Source organism: Indioceanicola profundi (assembly GCF_003568845.1).
GTDB classification, from domain to species: domain Bacteria; phylum Pseudomonadota; class Alphaproteobacteria; order Azospirillales; family Azospirillaceae; genus Indioceanicola; species Indioceanicola profundi.
Window position 1 is genome coordinate 1325292 of record NZ_CP030126.1, and the last position, 14535, is coordinate 1339826.

The window sequence follows — 14535 nt, forward strand, 5'->3', positions numbered from 1 at the left end:
GCGGCGCAGCAGGCATGAGCTTCTTTCTTTCCAAGGCGGTCTGGGTGCTGCTCGCACCCGGCAACCTGCTGCTCGCCGTCCTGACCCTGGGCGTCGTGTTGTTGATCCTGGGCAGGCGACGCGCCGGGATGGTGTTCACCGGGGCTGCCACGCTGGGATTCCTGGCCATCGCCGTTCTACCGGTAAGTTACTGGCTGATGCGCCCGCTGGAGGCGCGGTTTCCGCCTCAGGCGGAGCTTCCGGCGCATGTGGACGGCATCATCGTCCTTGGCGGGGCCGTGGTGCCGGAGCGGATGGCGGATTGGGGACAGCCATCGCTGAATGATTCGGCAGAGCGGATGACGGCCATGGTCGAACTCGCCCGCCGGTTCCCGGAAGCCCGGCTCGTCTTCACAGGCGGGTCGGGCAGCGTGCAGACGCAGGAGCTGAAGGAGGCTCCCGTCGCCCGCGAATTGTGGTCCCGAATGGGGCTGGACACCGACAGGATCATATTTGAAGACCAGTCTCGCAATACCTGGGAGAATGCCCTACTGACCCGGGAAATTGTGAAGCCCGCGCCGGACGAGGTCTGGCTTCTGGTCACGAGCGCCAGCCACATGCCCAGATCCATGGGCGTGTTCCGTCAGGCCGGATGGGACCCGGTGCCCTATCCCGTCGCCTTCAAGACCGCCTATCCCTACGATCTGCGCCTGGATTTCGAACTGACCATGGGGCTGTATCTTTCCAGTCTGGCGGTGCGGGAGTGGATCGGTCTCGTCTCCTACTATGCCATGGGCCGGACGGACGTCCTGTTCCCCGCGCCGGGGACAGAGGAGAAGCTGCTCCCTGCCGGGCCGTGACATCCCGCGGGGACCGCTCGGGTGTGGTTGAAGCCGCGGGGCTGCCTGTGGCACAACCCGACGAGTGGGGTACCCCGGTTTACGGTCGAGGCAAATGGCGTCCAAATTCCTGAAGTCAGCTGCAGCAACGGCTTTCGTCCTGCTGGCAGGCACATCCGCCCAAGCTGCCCAGGATTTCGACTCCTGGCTAAAGGAGCTCCGCCAGGAGGCCGCAGGCCAGGGTATTTCGCCGAAAATCCTGGATGCCGCACTGACAGGCATCCAGCCGATTCCCCGCATCATCGAACTGGACCGGCGCCAGCCGGAGGGAACGATCACCTTCGCCCAGTATGTGGAACGCGTCATTCCGCAGAGCCGGGTCGACCGCGCCCGCCGCCTGTACCAGGAGCACAAGGCCGTGCTGGATCAGGTTGGCGCCAAGTACGGCGTACAGCCCCGCTTCATCGTTGCGCTCTGGGGCATCGAAACGGATTTCGGCCGCAATATGGGCGGCTTCAAGGTCGTCGACGCGCTGGCCACCCTGGCCCATGACGGACGTCGCAGCGCCTATTTCCGGGAGGAGCTGCTGAAGGCGCTCCGTATCCTGAATGAAGGGCATATCGCACCGTCGGACATGAAGGGATCATGGGCCGGCGCAATGGGGCAGAGCCAGTTCATGCCGTCGAGCTTCCTGAGCTACGCGCAGGATTTCGACGGGGATGGCCACAAGGACATCTGGAAGACTCTTCCGGACGTGTTCGCCTCCGCCGCCAATTACCTGTCCACCGTCGGCTGGAACGCCGATCAGACCTGGGGCCGCGAGGTGAAGCTCCCCTCAGGCTTCGGCGCCGGCCATGCAGGGCTGGAGACTAGGAAGAATCTTTCCGAGTGGCAGGCCCTGGGCATACGCAAAGTCGGCGGCGGCGATCTTCCGGCGGCAGCCATGGAGGCCTCTCTCGTCCTGCCCGATGGTCCGAACGGACGTGCGTTCCTGGTCTACGACAATTACCGCACCATCATGCGGTGGAACCGGTCCACCTACTTCGCTACCAGTGTTGGCCTTCTCGCGGATCGTATTGGCGCGGCGGATTGATTGGGCTAGGCTTCACGCCGCCAGGATTGGGATGACAGCGTAATGAGCCGGGTAGATATTGTGGGCCGGAATGTGCTCCGCGGGGCTCTTGCGGCCATTGCGCTGGCAGGCCTTGCAGCCTGCGGAACCGCCCCGCCCAAGCCGACGCCCGTTGCCGACAGCGCGCCGGGCCTTCCCAAGGCCGGCATCTATAAGGTCGGCAATCCATATCAGATCAATGGCGTCTGGTATTATCCCCGCGTCGATTACGATTACGACGAAACCGGCATCGCCAGCTGGTATGGGCCAGGCTTTCACACCAAGGTCACCGCAAACGGCGAAATCTATAACGAGAATGAGCTGACGGCGGCGCACAAGACGCTGCCCATGCCCAGCCTGGTCCGTGTGACCAATCTGGACAATGGCCGCTCCATCGTCGTTCGCATCAATGATCGCGGCCCATTCGCAACCGGGCGCATCATCGACATGTCGCGCCGCGGCGCCCAGCTCCTGGGTTTCGAGGAGAAGGGCTTGGCCAAGGTCCGGGTGGAGGTGTTGGCGGAGGAGAGCCGCGCGATCGCCGCGGCCGCCCAGGCGAGCGGAAGCGCGGTCCAGGTGGCCGGCGCCGCCGATGGAAGCCCGCCGCCGGTTGCGGCGCCGCGCCCCAGCGTTCAGGTCGAGGGCCAGGCCCTGCCGCCGCCGGCGCCGACCCGGACGATCGAAGCGCCGACCTCCGTTGCTGGGCGGACGGACGAGGACGGGCGATTCCTGCCGGCCCCTGTGGTGCAGCAGGAGCGGCTTCCGGCCGGACCGCAGCAGATCTGGGTTCAGGCAGGTGCCTTTACCATCTATGATAACGCCAATCGGCTTCGGGCGCGGCTGACGAGCCTTGGCCCCTCTGTGCTGTCCACGGCCATGGTGAACGACACCCAGTTCTTCCGGGTCCGGATCGGCCCGCTGACCACGGTGGAACAGGCGGATTCGGTGTTGGCGCAGGTCATTGGCATGGGCAATAACAGCGCCCGCATCATCGTGGAGTGAGTGCCGGCCCGGTACCCGCCCCATTTCCGTCGCGATCCGCCGCTAGAAGGCGGGCGCGGACCGCACGATGCAGACCATGGGACTGAGTAGAACAATGAAGATTGCGGCTTTCTCGATCAGCCGGGCGGCGCGTGGCTTGGCTGCTGCAGCCCTGTTGCTGGTGGCGACGACGCCGGCGCATGCCGTCAGCATCGACACGGTTGCCCGTGAAGCGATCCTGATCGACATGAGCACGGATACCGTGCTGTTCGAGAAGAATGCCGACCAGCGCATGCCGACCGCGTCCATGAGCAAGGTCGCGACCATGTACATGGTTTTCGACGCGGTGGAGCAGGGGCGGCTGTCGCTGGACGATACCCTGCCGGTAAGCGAGCGGGCCTGGCGCATGCAGGGCTCCAAGATGTTCGTGGAGCTGGGAAACCAGATCAAGGTCGAGGACCTGATCCGCGGCGTCATCATCCAGTCCGGCAACGATGCCTGCGTCGTGCTCGCGGAAGGGCTGGCTGGTACGGAAGAGGCCTTCGCCGCCAATATGACCAAGCGGATGCATGAGCTTGGGATGAACGGCACCAACCTGATGAATGCGTCCGGCTGGCCTCATCCTGACCACTATTCGACGCCGCGCGACCTCGCCACGCTCGCCGTCCGGCTGATCGACGATTTCCCGGAGCATTTCCACTATTACTCGGAAACCGAGTTCACCTATCACGGCATCCGCCAGATGAACCGAAACCCGCTGCTGTACCGGAACATGGGCGTGGACGGACTGAAGACCGGTCACACGGAGGAAGCTGGCTACGGTCTCATCGCGACGGGTGAGCGGGACGGCCGCCGGTTGGTTCTGGTCGTGAGCGGCCTGCCCAGCATGCAGGCCCGTGCAGACGAATCCGCCCGCCTGCTGGAATGGGGTTTCCGCCAGTTCGACGCCTACTCCCTCTTCACGGCCGGAGAGACCGTGGACCGCCTGCCTGTGTGGTTGGGTGACAAGAATGATGTCCCGCTGGTCCTGGAAAAGCCGCTGAAGCTCACCTTATCGAAGGAGCAGCGCCGCAGCCTGAAAGTCAGCGTCGTCGGCGAGGCCCCGCTGGCCGCCCCAGTCGCCCAGGGTTCCCAGGTCGCAACCCTGAAGGTGACCGCGCCGGAGCTGGACCTTGAAATTCCCTTGCTGGCGGGTGAGCCGGTGGAGCGGCTGGGCCTGTTCGGGCGCATCAACGCGGCCGCCAACTATCTTGTCTTCGGCGCCCCGTGATGCCGGTGCGCGGACGCTTCATCACGTTGGAAGGCGGAGAAGGGGCGGGAAAATCCACCCAGATCCGTCTTCTGGCGGAAGCGTTGCGCGAGCGCGGGATTGAAGTGCTGACCACGCGGGAGCCCGGCGGGTCCCCCGGTGCGGAGGCGATCCGCGATCTTCTAGTCAATGGAGAGCCGGGGCGCTGGCAGCCACTGACCGAGGCCATGCTGGTCAATGCCGCCCGGCATGAGCACTTGACGCGGACGGTACTCCCGTCCCTGTCAGCCGGAACCTGGGTCGTATGCGACCGCTTTGCGGACAGCACGCTGGCTTATCAGGGCTATGGGCTTGGTGTGCACCGGGACGCGCTCGTTGCGTTGCATCGTCTGGCGGTCGCCGAGACAATGCCAGACCTGACCCTGATCCTGGACATCGACCCGGAAGCGGGCATCGCCCGGACTGCATCCCGCCGTGGCGGCGAAGACCGGTATGAACGGATGGGCACAGAGTTCCATCGCCGCCTGCGGCAGGGTTTTCTGGATATCGCGGCCGGAGAGCCGGATCGCTGCGCCGTCATCGATGCGGCCCAGCCCGTGGAGACGGTCCAGGCAGCCATCCTGGCCGAGGTCGGCCGGCGTCTCGGAGGGGTGCCGTGAGCCAACCGGACGACGATCCCCATAGCCCCCGCCGAAATTCCCATCTGCTGGGTCATGCAGATGCCGAGAAGCTGGTGCTGGACGCTTGGAACAGCGGTCGCATGCACCACGCCTGGCTGATCGGCGGGCCGCCGGGAATCGGGAAGGCTACCCTGGCCTACCGCATCGCCCGCTTCATCCTGTCCCGCGGGGCGGAGGAGGACGGTGACAGCCTGTTCGGCGCCCCTCCGCCGCCCGCCAGCCTTGCGGTCGATCCGGAGAGCCCGGTTGCCAAGCGGATTGCTGCGGCGGGACATTCCGACCTTCTGACCGTCGAGCGTACCTGGGACGAGAAGCGCAAGCGCTACAAGCGCGATCTGCCCGTGGACGAGGTCCGCCGTATCGCGCCCTTCCTGCGCCTGACCTCGGGCGAGGGCGGCTGGCGCGTCGTGGTCGTGGACGGTGCAGACCAGATGAACACCGCCGGCCAGAACGCCGTTCTGAAAATTCTTGAGGAACCTCCCTCCAAGTCATTGATTCTGCTTGTGGCGGACAATGTCGGCGGGCTGCTGCCCACCATCCGGTCGCGTTCCCGCAAGCTGATGCTGGAGCCGCTGCAGGAGGCGCAGGTTGCGGCACTCCTGTCCCGCTATGTTCCGGAGCTGGAGCACGAGGAGCGTCTCTCCCTGGCACGCCTGTCGGAGGGCAGTATCGGCCGCGCAATGGAGCTGCATGCGGCTGGCGGTATCAAGCTGCTCCGCCAGATCCTGGGTTTGATGGAGATGCTGCCGCGGTTGGACATCCTGGCAGCCTATAAGTTCATCGACGAGGCGCTGCGCGGCAACGACGAGGCAGCCTGGACGTCCGTTACCGAGCTGATCGGCTGGTGGCTGGGCCGCTTGGCCAGGGCAGGGGCGCGCGGGGTGCTCCCCGCCGAGGTGACGGCCGGAGAGAGTGAAGTCATGCGCCGGCTGCTACAGGCCGGGCATGGCGGTGGTCTTGATCGATGGGTGGAGGTGTGGGAGAACACGAACCGCCTGTTCGCACGGGCGGATTCCGCCAACCTCGACCGCCGTCAGGTGCTTCTCCAGGCACTGCTCCAGATCGAGGCTGCTGCCGCGTGATTTTCTCCGCGGCGGGCGGGGTCCTCCCTGCGTTACGGTTGGTTGGGTCCCGTCGAAGCGGAGAGCGGATATGTCCGGGCGCACGCCCTATTTCATCACCACGCCGATCTATTATGTGAACGATGCCCCGCATGTCGGGCACGCCTACACGACGATCGCCTGCGACGTGATGGCCCGCTTCAAGCGGCTGGACGGTTTCGACGTCAAGTTCCTGACCGGCACAGATGAGCATGGCCAGAAAGTCCAGAAATCGGCGGAGGCGGCCGGCATCGACCCTCAGGCTTTTACCGACCGCGTATCGCAGAACTTCCGCGACCTCGCAAAGTTGCTGAACATCACCAACGATGACTTCATCCGTACCACGGAGGAGCGGCAGCGTATCGCCGTCCAGGCGCTGTGGCGCAAACTGATGGAAAGCGGGAACGTCTATCTCGGCAGCTACAGCGGCTGGTACTCGGTCCGTGACGAAGCCTATTATGGCGAGGACGAACTCACCCAGCGTGACGGCAAGCGGTTCGCTCCGACCGGAGCGGAGGTGGAGTGGGTGGAGGAGCCCAGCTACTTCTTCAAGCTCTCCGCCTTCCAGGAGCCGCTGCTCAAGCTCTATGAGGAGCGCCCGGACTTCATCATGCCCGCCGGAAAGCGGTCGGAGGTGATGGCGTTCGTGAGGGGCGGTCTCCGCGACCTGTCTATCAGCCGAACGACTTTTTCCTGGGGAATCAAAGTTCCAGGCGACGAGGCTCATGTGATGTATGTCTGGCTGGACGCCCTGACCAACTACATCACCGCGCTTGGATATCCGAACACGGCGCCGGGCAGCGAGTTCGCCAGATACTGGCCGGCCGACCTGCATATGGTCGGCAAGGACATCCTGCGTTTCCACACTGTCTACTGGCCCGCCTTCCTGATCGCGGCTGGCCTTCCAGTTCCGAAGCGCGTCTTTGCCCATGGCTGGTGGACGGTCGAGGGCGAGAAGATGTCCAAATCCGTGGGCAATGTCGTGAAGCCCGGCGATCTGCTGGACACATACGGCCTGGACCAGACACGCTATTTCCTGATGCGGGAAATCCCGTTCGGCAATGACGGCGACTTCTCCAAGAAGGCCATGATCCAGCGGATCAATGGCGAGCTGGCCAACGACTACGGCAATCTGTGTCAGCGCGTCCTGTCCATGATCCAGAAGTACTGCGACGGCAAGCTGCCCCAGCCGGACGGTTTCCAGGAGCCGGACACACGAATGCTGGACGCCGCGCGGGCCATGCTCGGCACCGTGCGGGCTGAGCTGGACGTTCAGGCCTTCAACAAGGCCCTGGACGCTATCTGGTCCGTGATCGGGCAGGCCAACCGCTACGTGGACGAGATGGCGCCCTGGAGCCTGCGCAAGACCGATACGGTCCGGCTGGGAACCGTGCTCTACACGTTGGCGGAGACGATCCGGCAGGTCGCCATCCTGACGCAGCCCTTCATGCCCGACGCATCCAATCGCATCCTGGACCAGTTGATGGTTCCAATGGATGCACGTGATTTCAACGCGTTGGAAACCGGTGTTCTCACCGGCGGCACGCCGCTGCCCGCACCGCAGGGCGTATTTCCACGCTATGTGGAACCGGAGGCGGGAGCCGCCTGATGCTTGTCGACAGCCATTGTCATCTGGACTTCCCGGACTTCGCCGAAGAACGGGACCAGGTCATTCAGCGCGCCCACAACGCGGGCGTGAAGCTGATGCTGACCATCAGCACCCGAGTGTCGAAGTTCGACCAGGTGCATGAGATCGCCATGGCCCATCCCGAAGTGTACTGCAGCGTCGGCATCCACCCGCATCAGGCTCAGGAGGAATGGGAGCATTCCAGCACCGAGGGCCTGGTCGAGCTGACCAAGCGGCCAAAGGTGATCGGCATTGGTGAGACCGGGCTGGACTATTTCTATGACAGCAGCCCGAGGGAGCAGCAGAAAGAGAGTTTCCGCCGACATCTCCGCGCCTGCGTCGAGACGGACCTGCCTGTTATTGTCCACACCCGCGACGCGGATGAGGACACGATCCGTATCCTGCGGGAGGAAGGGGCAGGGGGCAAGCTCCGAGGCCTGCTGCACTGCTTCAGCTCCTCCCGCCAACTCGCTGAACAGGCACTTGAAATCGGCTTCCTCATTAGCTTCAGCGGAATCGTGACGTTCAAGAAATCGGAGGAGCTCCGCGAGATCGCGCGGATGGTGCCGATAGACCGGATACTGGTGGAGACGGATGCGCCGTTCCTGGCTCCGGTGCCAATGCGCGGGAAGCGGAACGAGCCGGCCTTTACGGTCCACACCGCAGGCGTGATCGCCGACGCGAAGGGCATTACCTATGAGGAGATTGCCAGCGCAACCACGGCCAATTTCCTTCGCCTGTTCAACCGGGTGCCGCCCGCAGCCGTCGGCGCCTGAAACAAGGATCGGACAGGGTACGCCAAGCCATGAAAGTAACGATCCTCGGCTCGGGCGGGTCCTATGGCGTGCCTATGATTGGTGGCATCTGGGGCGACTGCGATCCGGAGAACCCGCGCAATCGACGGACCCGGGCATCCATCCTGGTGGAGCATGAGGACACCATCCTTCTGGTTGACACCGGGCCGGAACTGCGGCTGCAACTCGCGGCCGCCAATACGCGGCGTTTGGATGCAGTGCTCTACACGCACGCACATGCCGATCACTGCCATGGCATCGACGATCTGCGGGGACTGAACAATATCAGCGGCCGATCCATCCACGTGCATGCCGACGCCAGTACTCTTGGGCAGCTCCAGAGCCGGTTCGCCTATTGCTTCCGGGAACCGGTGAAAGAGGGCCACTACAATGCACGCCCGTCGCTGATCCCACATGTGATTGATGGGCCATTCAGCGTCGGCAATATCGATGTGATTCCGTTCGTGCAGGACCATGGATACAGCGAAAGCCTGGGCTTCCGCTTCGGGACTATCGCTTATTCGACCGACGTGGTCCGACTGTCCGAGGAAGCATTTTCCATCCTGGACGGCGTGGAGACCTGGATCGTCGATTGTGTCAGGATGGAGCCGTCACACCCTGTCCATGCCCACTGGCCGATCACCAGGTCCTGGATCGAACGGCTGAAGCCAAGGCGTGCCATCCTCACGCACATGAACCACACGATGGATTATGAAACGGTCCGCCGACTTCTGCCGCCGGGCGTGGAACCGGGATATGACGGCATGGTGATCGAGGGCTGATAAACAGTACTGGTGGCAGGCCGGGACAGAAGCATGCACAGTCCCTCGCAGGTTCCAAATATGCAGCAGTTATTTCCATAACGTGCCTTATCGGGTTTCTGGATTGTAAGCGCCATATAGAGATGTCACCCCCTGGCCAGATTGAAATGTCACTCTGTGTGGCCGCTTTACAGCCGCTCAGGGAGACATCCGATGACGGTGGTGACCATGACCCGATTGGAATTGTCGCGCGTCGAGGTTCTCGTTCAGCTTGAGGCTGGCAAGCTGACGGTTGGTGCGGCGGCGGAGATTTTGGGCTTATGCCGGCGCCAGGTGCTGCGGCTGCGTAAGCGGTACCGGCACTCTGGTCCGGCTGGGCTGGTGTCCGGCCATCGCGGCTGGCCGAGCAATCATCGTCTGCCGGAGGATGTCCGGGCCACGGCGCTGGCGCTGGTACGGGCGCGCTATGCGGATTTCGGCCCGACGCTGGCGGCTGCCGGAGGATGTCCGGGCCACGGCGCTGGCGCTGGTACGGGCGCGCTATGCGGATTTCGGCCCGACGCTGGCGGCCGAAAAGCTGGCCGAGTTGCACGGGATCAAGCTCAGCCGGGAGACGCTGCGGGGCTGGATGATTGCCGATGGCCTCTGGCTGGAGCGGCGGATGCGGGCCCGGGCCGTCCACCAGCCGCGCTATCGCCGCGACTGCCCTGGCGAGCTGGTGCAGATTGATGGCTGCGAACACTGGTGGTTTGAGCAGCGCGGTCCGCACTGCACGCTGCTGGTCTTTGTGGACGATGCCACCAGCCGGCTGATGCATCTGAAGTTCGTGCCCTCGGAGAGTGCCTTGGCCTATCTGCAGGCCACGCGGGACTACATTGCCGCCTATGGCAAGCCGATCGCCTTTTACAGCGACAAGCACGGTATTTTCCGGGTGAACCGGCCCGGCGCCCAGCTGCGTGGCGACGGCATGACCCAGTTCGGTCGGGCGCTGCATGATCTCAACATCGACATCCTGTGCGCCAACAGCTGTCAGGCCAAGGGCCGGGTGGAACGGGCGCACCTCACCTTGCAGGATCGCTTGGTCAAGGAGCTGCGGCTGCAAGGGATCTCCACTGTGGAGGCGGCGAACCGGTTCCTGCCGGGCTTCATTGCCGATTACAACCAGCGCTTTGGCAAGGCGCCGCGCAATTCCAAGGATGTGCACCGGCCGCTGGCGCCGTATGAGAGTTTGGACGAGGCGCTGGCCTGGCGCGAGCAGCGTACCGTCACGGCAAACCTGACCCTGCACTACAACAAGGTGATGTTCCTGCTGGAGCCCAACCGGATCACCCGGGCCGCGGCCCGGCAGCGGGTGACCGTGTATGATTATCCTGATGGCCGGCTGGCGATCCGCTGGAAAGGCGTCGACCTGCCCTATCGCGCCTTCGACAAGCTGCGGCAGGTGGACCAGGGCGCCATCGTGGACAACAAGCGCTTATCTGCAGCCCTGGCGTTTGCGGCAGAAGCACAGGCAGAGCGGCCACGTCGGCGCAACAACAACCTCAAGCGCACGGCCCAGTCCAGGGGATTGATGTCGCTGTCGAGCTGAGCCGCGGGCGGGGCGCTGCGCGCAATGGAGGGGCTGCGCGCCCCGCCCGCACCGGCCAGCAGTGACATCTCTATCCTGCACAAACAGCGACATCTCTACTTGGCACCGACATGAATATCCAAGCGATGATCGCTGGTTCCAGATGCCCCAATCCTGTAATGTCAGTAGTTTGTGCGACTAAGGTCACGTTGGCTCGCACTATGCTCGTCCAACCTTCTCACGCTGAATTAGCTGGCCAGGGTGGGATTGAGTGCTGACGGATGCGAAGTATCCAAGGTCCTCAATCCCACTGCCATTCACCGGCCGAAGCCGCGTTCAGATCCGGTACGCCACCCGAAGCCCGCCCCAGTGCCGTCCTTGGACCAAGATGGGCGCCGACACGTCCTTCATCATCTCGAAACGCCCGCCGCCCATGTCGCGCCGGTAGGCCTGTAGCAAGAATGGCTGCGTACTGCGCCCTGCTGCCAACCCAACCCGATCATTGAACATGCGCCGATTCCGGCTGTGGGCCGCATTCCAGACCGGATCATCCGGCCGCTGGGGCTGGCTGTAGCGCGTGTTATGGGTCGGGAAGTAGCCGTTACGGTCGATCACCGTGCAGAAGACGACCCGGTCGCTGATGGACAGCACGCCGTCCAGAACCTCCACCAGCAGCGTATCTGCAGCGTCGCTGAAGCGAGTCACCACCTGTTGGGGATTGCTGCCGGGCACAGGCCGGTAATTCTCGTCCATGAGGTCGTCGAGGCTCAAGCGCCCCTGCGCAATGGCGGCTTCCAGAATGGTGGAAACCCGCTGGGCCGTGGATTGCACTGCCTTGATGAAAGGCGTGTCCACCGTTTCCACCCCCATGGCGGCAGTGGCGCCGATCAGGCGTTCGCCTGTGGCAAGCAGAGTGTTCAGCCTTTGGCTGGCCTGCGACATGCTTCCACTTGATTGGGACACGCCCGCGGCCATGTCGACGATGCTACCTTCGACCTTGCCGATGCGTTCGCCGATCGCGGCTGCCGCCGCATTGATCCGCCCCTGTTCCGCTTCCACCTCCGCCATGGCATCGGCGACGGTCGTCATGACTTCGGCAATCTTGCGAGTATCCTCGCGCACCACTTCGGCTTTCTTGCCGCCCGTGGAGCTTTGTTCGACCAGGGTCCGCGTCTGGTTGGTCAGTTCCTTCAGGGTGGCATCGATCTCCTGGGTGGCCTGCGCCGTCTGCGCCGCAAGCGCCTTTACCTCGCCGGCAACGACAGCAAAACCCCTGCCCGCGGCCCCTGCCCGCGCGGCTTCGATCGTGGCATTCAACGCAAGAAGATTGGTCTGCTTGGCAATCGCGTTGATCCCGTTCGCTACCCTTGCGACCCGGTCCAACGCACTCTCCAGACCGCGCAAACGCTGGCCGATGCTCTGCACATCCTCGGCAAGGCTCAGGATTTCGCGGAGGGCACGGTCGACCTGATCGCGGCTCCCCGTCATCATTCCGCGGGCCCGATCGGAAACCTGGACCGCCGTGGCAGCCGCGTTCGCGACTTCGCGGTTGCCGGCCGCCATGCCTCTTGCCTGATCCCGCAGCTCTCCAAAGAGCCGCGCCTGTTCAGCCAGCCGAAGGGTTACGTCATCCACATGACCGGCCACATCGGCGATGGCGACGCCGAGGGACCCGGCCTCATCAGCGATGCGCGCTACTGCGGTATCCGTCCGGACCATCTCGCTCCGGGGCATGTCGCCATCGTACATCGCGGACCTCCTCCCTTCATTTCGCCACGCCGGAAACAACGCAGCCAAGACTGTTCGGAGAAAGGGAGGCGAGCACACCAAAGCCACGGACGAAGAATCTATCGACACCGCATTGCGATATTCGCATTAGCATCCGCAGCAAAGCATGGGCACAGGTCAGCATTCGTGCTTGTGTAATTCACGAAGTCTTAACCATCATCCCTATCTCAGCGCCGTGTTTTCTCATGGTCTATTATCTGCATTTTACCAGAGGTTACGAATGCATGCAATCGAGGCTTGGCGATCAGCTGATTGCCCGCTCGCAGGTGCCGGGCACGGCGGCCCTGCCCTCACAGGTCAGTCTTGATCGACAGATCGCCGGAAGCTGGCTGTCGCTGTGTGCACCGAATAAGGGCCGACAAATTTCACCAGGGCTTTGCCACGCCCCGCACCTCCGCTATGGTCGCGATCCCGGCCCGCTGTTCAAGGTCCTGCCATTGTCCGCCAATATCCAGCGCTTGCTCAACATCATGGCCACTCTGCGGGACCCGGAGCGCGGCTGTCCCTGGGATGTAGAGCAGACCTTCCGAACCATCGCGCCACATACCATTGAAGAGGCGTACGAGGTCGCGGACGCTATCGAGAATGGCGATATGACATCGCTGAAGGATGAGCTGGGCGATCTGCTGTTCCAGGTGGTCTTCTACGCGCAGATGGCCCGCGAACAGGGTGGGTTCGATTTCGACGAGATCGCAGGACACATCGCCGAAAAAATGGTCCGCCGTCACCCGCACGTCTTCGGCGACCAGCTGATCGAGACCGCACAGGACCAGACGGTCAATTGGGAGGCGCTGAAGGCCCGTGAGCGCGAGGCGAAAGCGGCTGCCTCCGGCCGGCCGCCATCCGCCCTGGACGGGGTTATCGCCGGTCTACCGGCCCTAACCCGCGCATTGAAGCTCCAGAAGCGTGCTGCCCGTGTCGGCTTCGACTGGACCCGCGCGGAAGACATTCTGGACAAGATCGAAGAAGAGATTGGCGAACTTCGCGCGGAGCTCGATCGTGCCAAGCGTGAACCGGAGCGGGTGCAGGATGAAATGGGCGACCTGATCTTCGCCCTGGTCAATCTGGCCCGCCGGCTTGAAGTGGACCCGGAAACGGCGCTGCGCGGCACGAATTCCAAGTTCGACCGTCGCTTCCGCCAAGTGGAGGGTTGGCTTGCCGAACAGGGACGCAGTCCCGAGCAGGCCACGCTGGAGGAGATGGAAGAACTTTGGGTGCGCGCCAAGAGATCAGAGCGCAGAGCCGCCGAATAACCTGCTGATAATAAAAGGGAGATGTCCGGATGAGCATGCCTGCCTACAGCCCGTCGACTGTGATGATCACCGGTGCCACCGGTGATTTCGGCAAAGCCTTCGCTTGACGTTTCGCCGCGCTCGGATCGAAACTGATCCTGACCGGGCGGACCGAAAGCAAGATCAAGGAGCTGTCTGCCGATCTCGATATCCCCTTTCATCCCATTGTGGCGGATGTGCGGGACAGGAAGGCCATCGAGGCAGGCTTGGCCGCCCTGCCCGCTGAATTCGCGGATATCGACCTGCTGGTGAACAATGCCGGCCTCGCCCTGGGCGCCGACCCCGCCTTCAAGTCCAACGTGGACGACTGGGAGGTGATGATCGACACCAACGACAAGGCACTGGCGGTCATCACGGGCCTGGTCCTGCCGGGCATGGTGGCGCGCGGCAAGGGGCACATCATCAACATCAGCTCCACCGCCGGCAGCTATCCCTATCCGGGCGGGCATGTCTATTGCGCGTCAAAGGCCTTCGTAACGCAGTTCAGCCTGGCTCTCAGGGCCGACCTGATCGGCACCGGGGTGCGGGTCACGTCCGTGGAGCCCGGCATGGTGGAAACCAGCTTCAGCTTGGTCCGCTTCAAGGGCGATGAGGAGAAGGCCCGGAAGGTCTACGCCGATACGGTGCCGCTGACCGCGGAGGATGTTGCCGAGGCGGTGACCTGGGCGGCCACGCTGCCCCCGCATTTCAACGTAAACCGGGTCGAAATAATGCCGACCACCCAGGGTCCGGGCGCACTCGGGGTATATCGCACCCCGAAGAGCTGA

General features: G+C 63.6%; 12 protein-coding genes and 1 pseudogene. 12 read left to right on the forward strand and 1 reads right to left on the reverse strand.

Annotated features, from left to right (window positions below; genetic code table 11):
• Positions 1-14 precede the first annotated feature (14 nt).
• The 10 genes and pseudogenes from DOL89_RS06295 to DOL89_RS06340 all read left to right on the forward strand — a co-directional run bounded on the left by DOL89_RS06295 (position 15) and on the right by DOL89_RS06340 (position 10709).
• Positions 15-839, forward strand: coding sequence for a YdcF family protein (locus DOL89_RS06295; protein ID WP_119678367.1), 825 nt, complete (start codon positions 15-17; stop codon positions 837-839).
• 94 nt (positions 840-933) lie between these two features.
• Positions 934-1911 (forward strand): lytic murein transglycosylase, encoded by a 978-nt coding sequence (locus DOL89_RS06300; protein ID WP_119678368.1) that lies wholly within the window; start codon positions 934-936, stop codon positions 1909-1911.
• A gap of 42 nt (positions 1912-1953) precedes the next feature.
• Positions 1954-2931: a septal ring lytic transglycosylase RlpA family protein gene (locus DOL89_RS06305; RefSeq protein WP_119678369.1), complete on the forward strand. Its 978-nt coding sequence runs from the start codon at positions 1954-1956 to the stop codon at positions 2929-2931.
• A gap of 94 nt (positions 2932-3025) precedes the next feature.
• A complete protein-coding gene (locus tag DOL89_RS06310; RefSeq protein WP_225889924.1) occupies positions 3026-4180 on the forward strand; it encodes a D-alanyl-D-alanine carboxypeptidase family protein in 1155 nt (384 codons plus the stop codon).
• Positions 4180-4818, forward strand: a complete 639-nt coding sequence (gene tmk, locus DOL89_RS06315) for a dTMP kinase (RefSeq protein WP_119678371.1) — start codon at positions 4180-4182, stop codon at positions 4816-4818. The genes DOL89_RS06310 and tmk overlap by 1 nt, the downstream gene beginning before the upstream one ends.
• Complete coding sequence (locus DOL89_RS06320) at positions 4815-5921, forward strand: DNA polymerase III subunit delta' (protein WP_119678372.1); 1107 nt, start codon at positions 4815-4817, stop codon at positions 5919-5921. The genes tmk and DOL89_RS06320 overlap by 4 nt, the downstream gene beginning before the upstream one ends.
• 70 nt (positions 5922-5991) lie before the next feature.
• Entirely contained in the window at positions 5992-7548 is a 1557-nt protein-coding gene (gene metG, locus DOL89_RS06325; protein ID WP_119678373.1) for a methionine--tRNA ligase, read from the forward strand.
• On the forward strand, positions 7548-8342 hold the full coding sequence (locus DOL89_RS06330; protein WP_119678374.1) for a TatD family hydrolase: 795 nt from the start codon (positions 7548-7550) through the stop codon (positions 8340-8342). The genes metG and DOL89_RS06330 overlap by 1 nt, the downstream gene beginning before the upstream one ends.
• 29 nt (positions 8343-8371) lie before the next feature.
• The gene (locus DOL89_RS06335) at positions 8372-9142 is read left to right on the forward strand and encodes an MBL fold metallo-hydrolase (RefSeq protein ID WP_119678375.1); all 771 of its coding nucleotides are present in this window, start codon (positions 8372-8374) and stop codon (positions 9140-9142) included.
• A gap of 192 nt (positions 9143-9334) precedes the next feature.
• Positions 9335-10709: pseudogene (locus tag DOL89_RS06340) on the forward strand (ISNCY family transposase).
• 315 nt (positions 10710-11024) lie between these two features.
• Here the strand turns inward: DOL89_RS06340 and DOL89_RS06345 are convergent.
• The gene (locus DOL89_RS06345) at positions 11025-12437 is read right to left on the reverse strand and encodes a methyl-accepting chemotaxis protein (RefSeq protein WP_225889925.1); all 1413 of its coding nucleotides are present in this window, start codon (positions 12435-12437) and stop codon (positions 11025-11027) included.
• Positions 12438-12946: 509 nt separating this feature from the next.
• Here DOL89_RS06345 and mazG point away from each other — a divergent pair.
• Positions 12947-13729, forward strand: coding sequence for a nucleoside triphosphate pyrophosphohydrolase (gene mazG / locus DOL89_RS06350; RefSeq protein WP_404813490.1), 783 nt, complete (start codon positions 12947-12949; stop codon positions 13727-13729).
• 161 nt (positions 13730-13890) lie between these two features.
• On the forward strand, positions 13891-14535 hold the full coding sequence (locus DOL89_RS06355; protein ID WP_404813491.1) for an SDR family NAD(P)-dependent oxidoreductase: 645 nt from the start codon (positions 13891-13893) through the stop codon (positions 14533-14535).